The sequence below is a fragment of the Brevundimonas sp. genome (assembly GCF_016463295.1).
GTDB lineage: Bacteria > Pseudomonadota > Alphaproteobacteria > Caulobacterales > Caulobacteraceae > Brevundimonas.
Genome location: NZ_JAEMRO010000106.1, coordinates 1 through 5,957 on the forward strand (window position 1 = coordinate 1; position 5,957 = coordinate 5,957).

Consider the following 5,957-nt stretch of genomic DNA (forward strand, 5'->3'; position numbering starts at 1 on the left):
TTCCACCGGCATCAGGAACGGCAGGTCGACCGGACGCTCCGGCTGCGGGATGTAGTTGTCGACGGTTTCCATCAGCTTCAGCACGGCCTGCTCGCCGATTTCCGGGTTCACGCCGTCGGTCGCGGCCTTGGCCGAGCCGGCGGTGATCGGAATGTCGTCGCCCGGGAACTGGTACGAGCTCAGGAGCTCGCGGATTTCCATTTCAACGAGTTCCAGCAGCTCGGCGTCGTCGACCAGGTCGACCTTGTTCATGAACACCACCAGGGCCGGCACGCCGACCTGACGGGCCAGCAGGATGTGCTCGCGGGTCTGGGGCATCGGGCCGTCGGCGGCCGACACCACCAGGATCGCGCCGTCCATCTGGGCGGCACCGGTGATCATGTTCTTCACATAGTCGGCGTGGCCGGGGCAGTCGACGTGGGCATAGTGACGGTTGGCCGTCTCATATTCCACGTGCGCGGTGTTGATCGTGATGCCGCGGGCCTTTTCTTCCGGCGCAGCGTCGATGTCGGCATAGTTCATCGCCTTGGCACCACCGGCCTTGGCCAGCGTCATCGTGATCGCCGCCGTCAGCGTCGTCTTGCCATGGTCAACGTGACCGATCGTGCCGATGTTGCAATGCGGCTTGGTGCGTTCGAACTTTTCCTTGGCCATTTTCTTCTCTCCGTCCCCTGCGTAGGGGCTTATCCAGTTTGTCAGGGGTGATGGCGGACGATGTCCGCCGGTTTATCCAAAGGTATCAGGCGGAATACTTCTTGATCACTTCATCGGCGACGTGTTGCGGCACCGGCTCGTAGTGGTCGTATTGCATGGTGAAGGCGGCGCGGCCCTGCGACATTCCGCGAAGGGTGTTCACATAGCCGAACATGTTGGCCAGCGGCACGAAGGCGTTCACGACGGTGGCGTTGCCGCGCATGTCCTGACCCTGGATCATGCCGCGACGGCCGTTCAGGTCGCCGATGACCGAACCCAGATACTCTTCCGGGGTCACGACCTCGACCGCCATGATCGGCTCGAGCAGCTTGGGCGAACCCTTTTCCTTCAGTTCGCGGAACGCGGCGCGCGACGCGATTTCGAAGGCCAGCACGCTGGAGTCGACGTCGTGGTACTTGCCGTCGGTCAGCGTCGCCTTGAAGTCGATCAGCGGAAAGCCGGCCAGCAGGCCGTTGTCCTTGGCCGAGTTCAGGCCCTTTTCGACGCCGGGGATGTATTCCTTGGGCACCGCACCGCCGACGATCGAGTTCTCGAACACGAAGCCGGAGCCCGGCTCGCCGGGTTCGAAGGTGATCATAACGCGGGCGAACTGACCCGTACCACCGGTCTGCTTCTTGTGGGTGTAGTCGATGTCGACCTTACGGCCCAGGCTTTCGCGATAGGCCACCTGCGGCTGACCGATGTTGGCCTCGACCTTGTAGGTGCGCTTCAGGATGTCGATCTTGATGTCCAGGTGCAGCTCGCCCATGCCCTTCAGGATCGTCTGGCCCGACTCGTGGTCGGTCGAGACGGTGAAGGACGGGTCTTCCGAGGCCAGCTTGGCCAGGGCGACGCCCAGCTTCTCCTGGTCGGCCTTGGTCTTGGGCTCCACCGAGATCTCGATCACGGGGGCCGGGAATTCCATCTTCTCGAGGATGACGGGCGACTTGATCGGGTCGCACAGGGTGTCGCCCGTGCGGGTTTCCTTCAGGCCGGCCAGGGCGACGATGTCGCCGGCGTAGGCTTCCTTGATGTCTTCGCGGTTGTTGGAGTGCATCTGCAGCATCCGGCCGACGCGCTCGCGCTTGTCACGGCTGGAGTTCAGCAGGCCCATGCCCGTTTCCATCTTGCCCGAATACAGGCGGCAGAAGGTCAGCGATCCGACGAAGGGGTCGTCCATGATCTTGAACGCCAGGACCGACAGGGGCTCGTCGTCCGAGGCCCTGCGGACCACGGGCTCTTCCGTCTTGAAGTCGATGCCGGGCGTCGGCGGGATGTCGACGGGCGAAGGCAGGTAGTCGACCACGGCGTCCAGCAGGGTCTGCACGCCCTTGTTCTTGAAGGCCGAGCCGCACAGGATCGGATAGAAGGCGCCGGTCAGCACGGCCTTGCGGATGCACTTCTTCAGCACTTCCACCGAAGGCTCGGTGCCGTCCAGATAGGCTTCCATCGCCTCGTCATCCAGCTCGACGGCGTTGTCGATCAGGTACTGGCGGGCCTCATTGGCCTTGTCGACCAGATCGGCGGGGATTTCGCCGACGGTGTAGTTGGCGCCCAAGGCGTCGTTGTCCCAGACGACCGACTTCATCTCGACGATGTCGACCAGGCCGGACAGCGAGGATTCGGCACCGATCGGGAACTGGATCGGCACGGCCTTGGCACCCAGGCGGTCGCGGATCGACTGGACCGAGGCGTCGAAGTCGGCGCCGATCTTGTCCATCTTGTTGACGAAGACGATGCGCGGAACCTTGTACTTGTCAGCCTGGCGCCAGACGGTTTCGGTCTGCGGCTCCACGCCGGCGTTGCCGTCCAGCACGGTCACGGCGCCGTCGAGCACGCGCAGCGAACGCTCGACCTCGATGGTGAAGTCCACGTGGCCGGGGGTGTCGATGATGTTGAGGCGCTTCTCTTTCCAGAAGGCGGTCGTCGCGGCGGACGTGATGGTGATGCCGCGCTCCTGCTCCTGGTCCATCCAGTCCATGGTGGCGGCGCCGTCGTGCACTTCGCCGATCTTGTGGGACTTGCCGGTGTAATACAGGATCCGCTCGGTCGTCGTCGTCTTGCCCGCATCGATGTGGGCCATGATGCCGAAGTTGCGGTAGTCTTCGATTTTGTGCGTACGGGCCATGAGGCGTGCCTTGAAGTGAGTTCAGGACGCGTCAGGCGCCCTCGGGGAGATCAGTCTGTGCGGATAAGCGAGCGCGGGCGATTTAGCTCAAACCGCCCGCGCCGGAAACCCTTAGATAGTCAGCGCAAGTGACGCTTTGAAGGCGTTACCAGCGGTAGTGCGAGAAGGCGCGGTTGGCTTCGGCCATCTTGTGGGTGTCTTCACGCTTCTTGACGGCGGTGCCGCGGTTGTTGGACGCATCCAGCAGCTCGGCGGCCAGCTTTTCCGTCATGGTGTTCTCACCACGCTTGCGCGCGGCGTTGACCAGCCAGCGGATGGCCAGGGCGCGACGACGGTCGGGACGAACCTCGACCGGCACCTGATAGGTGGCACCACCGACGCGGCGCGAGCGCACTTCGACCGACGGAGCGACGTTGTCCAGGGCCGAGTGGAAGGTGGCGACCGCTTCCTGGTCCTTCTTCTTCTCCGCCAGGATGTCGAACGCACCGTAGACGATGTTCTCGGCGACGGCCTTTTTGCCCTCGTACATGACGTAGTTCATGAACTTGGTGACGATCAGATCCTTGTACTTGGGATCCGGCAGGACTTCGCGTTTCTGGGCGCGGTGGCGACGTGACATGGGCTTGGCCTTCTAAAGACGTATCGAGGATGCCGGCTGTCGCCGGCGAATGGAGAAGCGGAGCGCTTACTTCGGACGCTTGGCACCGTAGTGCGAGCGGCGCTGCTTGCGGTCCTTGACGCCTTGCGTGTCGAGCACGCCGCGCAGGATGTGGTAGCGAACGCCGGGCAAGTCCTTGACGCGGCCGCCGCGGATCAGGACCACCGAGTGCTCCTGCAGGTTGTGGCCCTCGCCGGGGATATAGCACACGGCTTCGATGCCGGTGGTCAGGCGGACCTTGGCGACCTTACGAAGCGCCGAGTTCGGCTTCTTGGGGGTAGTGGTGTAGACGCGGGTGCAGACGCCGCGACGCTGGGGGCAGCCCTTCAGGGCAGGCACCTTGTTGCGGACCGGCTTGGGTTGGCGCGGCTTGCGGATCAGTTGGTTGATAGTCGGCATAGAGGTCTCGTCTCTTTCAAATCGGTGGAGGCGTGTGCCTTTCGGCCGGAGCGCCTCGTTAGCCTTCTTTTCGGACGACGCAGATGCGCGCCGCCCCGGGTTGAGTTTCGAGCCGTGAGATGACCGCCAAACGAAAAAACCGGAACGCGCGCTTCGGGCGTTCCGGCGGGACACAGCCCGTCCGCTCAATTGTCACGATCCCGACGCCCGGCGAACCGGACACCTCGAAAGTGCGCGGCTTCTACGCCGGGGGGCGGGATTGGTCAAGTCGTCAGCGGATTTGAACGACGACTCGGAAACGGACCATTTGCCCGACAGGTGGTTGGGGCAATCGCGGATCTTTGAGGTCATAGCGCGCCGCAGCAGCCAGGGCGAGATCACGAACCTTAGGGTTGTCAGGCGTCGCCGACACGATGGCGCAATTCTGCGGCCTCCGACCGGGTCCGACCTGGCATAAGGCAATAGCGGTCCCTTCAGGCGCTACCAAGCTTTCAGGCTTAACGTCGAACGGCTGAACCACCTCGACGCCCCCACAGCCAGAGACGGCCCCAGCCATCAGCAAAATCACTACACCGCATTTCCGTTTCGACATGTCGCACTCCCCACGTGACTCAAAGCTTCGCCCGGCTTCTTGGGCTACGCAATCACGATCGCCAAACATGCCAGCCCTAAATCCGCCATGCTCACCCCCCTCCCCTGTTCTCGAACGGGGTATGGGGACGGATGAGCGCGGTGGAGGTCAGCAGACGAGGATTGCCCGAGCGCTGGCACAAGCCTGCCCTAGTGGCGGGGTCGGTGGCGTTTCATGCCCTCGTCCTGGCGGTGCTGGGCCTCCGCGCGGTGCAGCTGGACGAGGTGCCGTATGTGCCTCAGCCGCCGGTCGTGTTCGTCGATATCGCGCCTCGCCCCATGCTGAGGGACGAGACGGCGCGGGTCAGGCCGACGCCGTCGGAAAGCACGACCGATCGCCTGACCCTGCCTGACCAGGCGGCGGCCAGCGAGGCCCTGCCCCTGCGCGACCCGCGTGAGGAGGAACAGGCCCAAGGCGTGCGGTCCAGCCCCAGCCCCCGAGTGGGCACGCCCGCGCCGGGTGTGCCCGCCCCCACGAGCTCTGCGGCGTCCGGCGGATGGACCGTGCGGCCCGAGACCCAAGGCGACCGTATCCAGCGCGGGTTGAACAACAGCGTTCTGGCCTGCCGCACGCCCCAGTTGCTGACGCCCGCCGAACAGGCGAGGTGCGACGAACGCATGGCCAATGCGGCCAACAGCACGCCGGAAATGCGTGGCTCCGGAGATCCCGAGACCGACAGCCGCTTTGCCCGCCAGGGAGCCGCCCGGCTGGCCGAGTATGAGGCGCGCCGTCGCCCTCTGTCAGGCGGCAACGGCAATGTGGGGGTCCAGGAGGGGCCGGGCTCCAACTTCGGGATCGGCGTGGCGGGTGCGCATCTGGATCCGTCGCTTCGACCAGACAGCACTACCAATATTCGCACCCGCCGCGACGGCCGGCGCGCCGCTGGAGAGCCGCTGGTGCCGGGCGGTGGTGGATTTTCGAGGGAGTAGGTGTGGTTGTCTCCTCCCTGTTGCGCAGCAATGGGGAGGTGGCACGGTGCGCCTTCGCGCCGTGACGGAGGGGGCAGCAACGCGCACCCGCGTGCGGCGAAACCAGCCCCTCCACCACTTCGTGGTCCCCCTCCCCATCGCCAAGAGGTGACAGGGAGGAGACGCGCTCAGGCAGCGAGGCTCCGCGAGCCGAGCGATAGCGCAACAAAAAAGACGGCCCCGTTTCCGGGACCGTCTTCTTTCAGGTCGGTCTGAGACCGGGGATCAGCTTTCGCTGCCCTCCAGCTCCAGGGCCAGATCGGCCGGCAGTTCCTCGATGGCCTCTTCGCGCGCGGACGTCAGGACCGCGTCGCGCTCGTTGGCAATCTTCTGCAGGCTGCGCAGGTAGGCCCCCGTGCCCGCCGGGATCAGGCGGCCCACGATGACGTTCTCCTTCAGGCCTTCCAGCGTGTCCTTCTTGCCGTTGACCGAGGCGTCGGTGAGGACGCGGGTGGTCTCCTGGAAGGACGCCGCCGAGAT

At 64.8% G+C, this 5,957-nt stretch carries 6 protein-coding genes; 1 reads left to right on the forward strand and 5 read right to left on the reverse strand.

The genetic code is table 11. The annotated features are described in order from the left end of the window. From JHC81_RS13320 to rpsL, 4 genes are all read right to left on the reverse strand, one after another. On the reverse strand, positions 1 to 654 hold a 654-nt coding region (locus JHC81_RS13320; protein ID WP_292175477.1), incomplete at its 3' end, for a GTP-binding protein. Positions 655 to 739: 85 nt separating this feature from the next. After that, positions 740 to 2,821 carry an elongation factor G gene (fusA, locus tag JHC81_RS13325; protein WP_292175479.1) on the reverse strand — a complete coding sequence of 694 codons (2,082 nt, stop codon included), beginning with the start codon at positions 2,819 to 2,821 and terminating at the stop codon, positions 740 to 742. Between the two features lie 145 nt (positions 2,822 to 2,966). Next, entirely contained in the window at positions 2,967 to 3,440 is a 474-nt protein-coding gene (rpsG, locus tag JHC81_RS13330; protein ID WP_292175481.1) for a 30S ribosomal protein S7, read from the reverse strand. A 66-nt stretch (positions 3,441 to 3,506) separates the two neighbouring features. After that, positions 3,507 to 3,878 carry a 30S ribosomal protein S12 gene (gene rpsL, locus JHC81_RS13335; RefSeq protein ID WP_055832311.1) on the reverse strand — a complete coding sequence of 124 codons (372 nt, stop codon included), beginning with the start codon at positions 3,876 to 3,878 and terminating at the stop codon, positions 3,507 to 3,509. A gap of 723 nt (positions 3,879 to 4,601) precedes the next feature. On the opposite strand from rpsL, the gene JHC81_RS13340 reads away from it, so the two are divergent. After that, positions 4,602 to 5,438 (forward strand): hypothetical protein, encoded by an 837-nt coding sequence (locus JHC81_RS13340; protein WP_292175483.1) that lies wholly within the window; start codon positions 4,602 to 4,604, stop codon positions 5,436 to 5,438. Positions 5,439 to 5,702: 264 nt separating this feature from the next. Here the strand turns inward: JHC81_RS13340 and JHC81_RS13345 are convergent. Next, the coding region (locus tag JHC81_RS13345; RefSeq protein ID WP_292175485.1) for a hypothetical protein at positions 5,703 to 5,957 on the reverse strand (255 nt) is incomplete at its 5' end.

What these genes read in the sequence shown, in the direction of transcription:
- fusA (WP_292175479.1), bottom strand. Translation starts at nt 2,821, where the DNA reads ATGGCCCGTACGCACAAAATCGAAGACTACCGCAACTTCGGCATCATG.
- rpsG (WP_292175481.1), bottom strand. Translation starts at nt 3,440, where the DNA reads ATGTCACGTCGCCACCGCGCCCAGAAACGCGAAGTCCTGCCGGATCCC.
- rpsL (WP_055832311.1), bottom strand. Translation starts at nt 3,878, where the DNA reads ATGCCGACTATCAACCAACTGATCCGCAAGCCGCGCCAACCCAAGCCG.
- JHC81_RS13340 (WP_292175483.1), top strand. Translation starts at nt 4,602, where the DNA reads ATGAGCGCGGTGGAGGTCAGCAGACGAGGATTGCCCGAGCGCTGGCAC.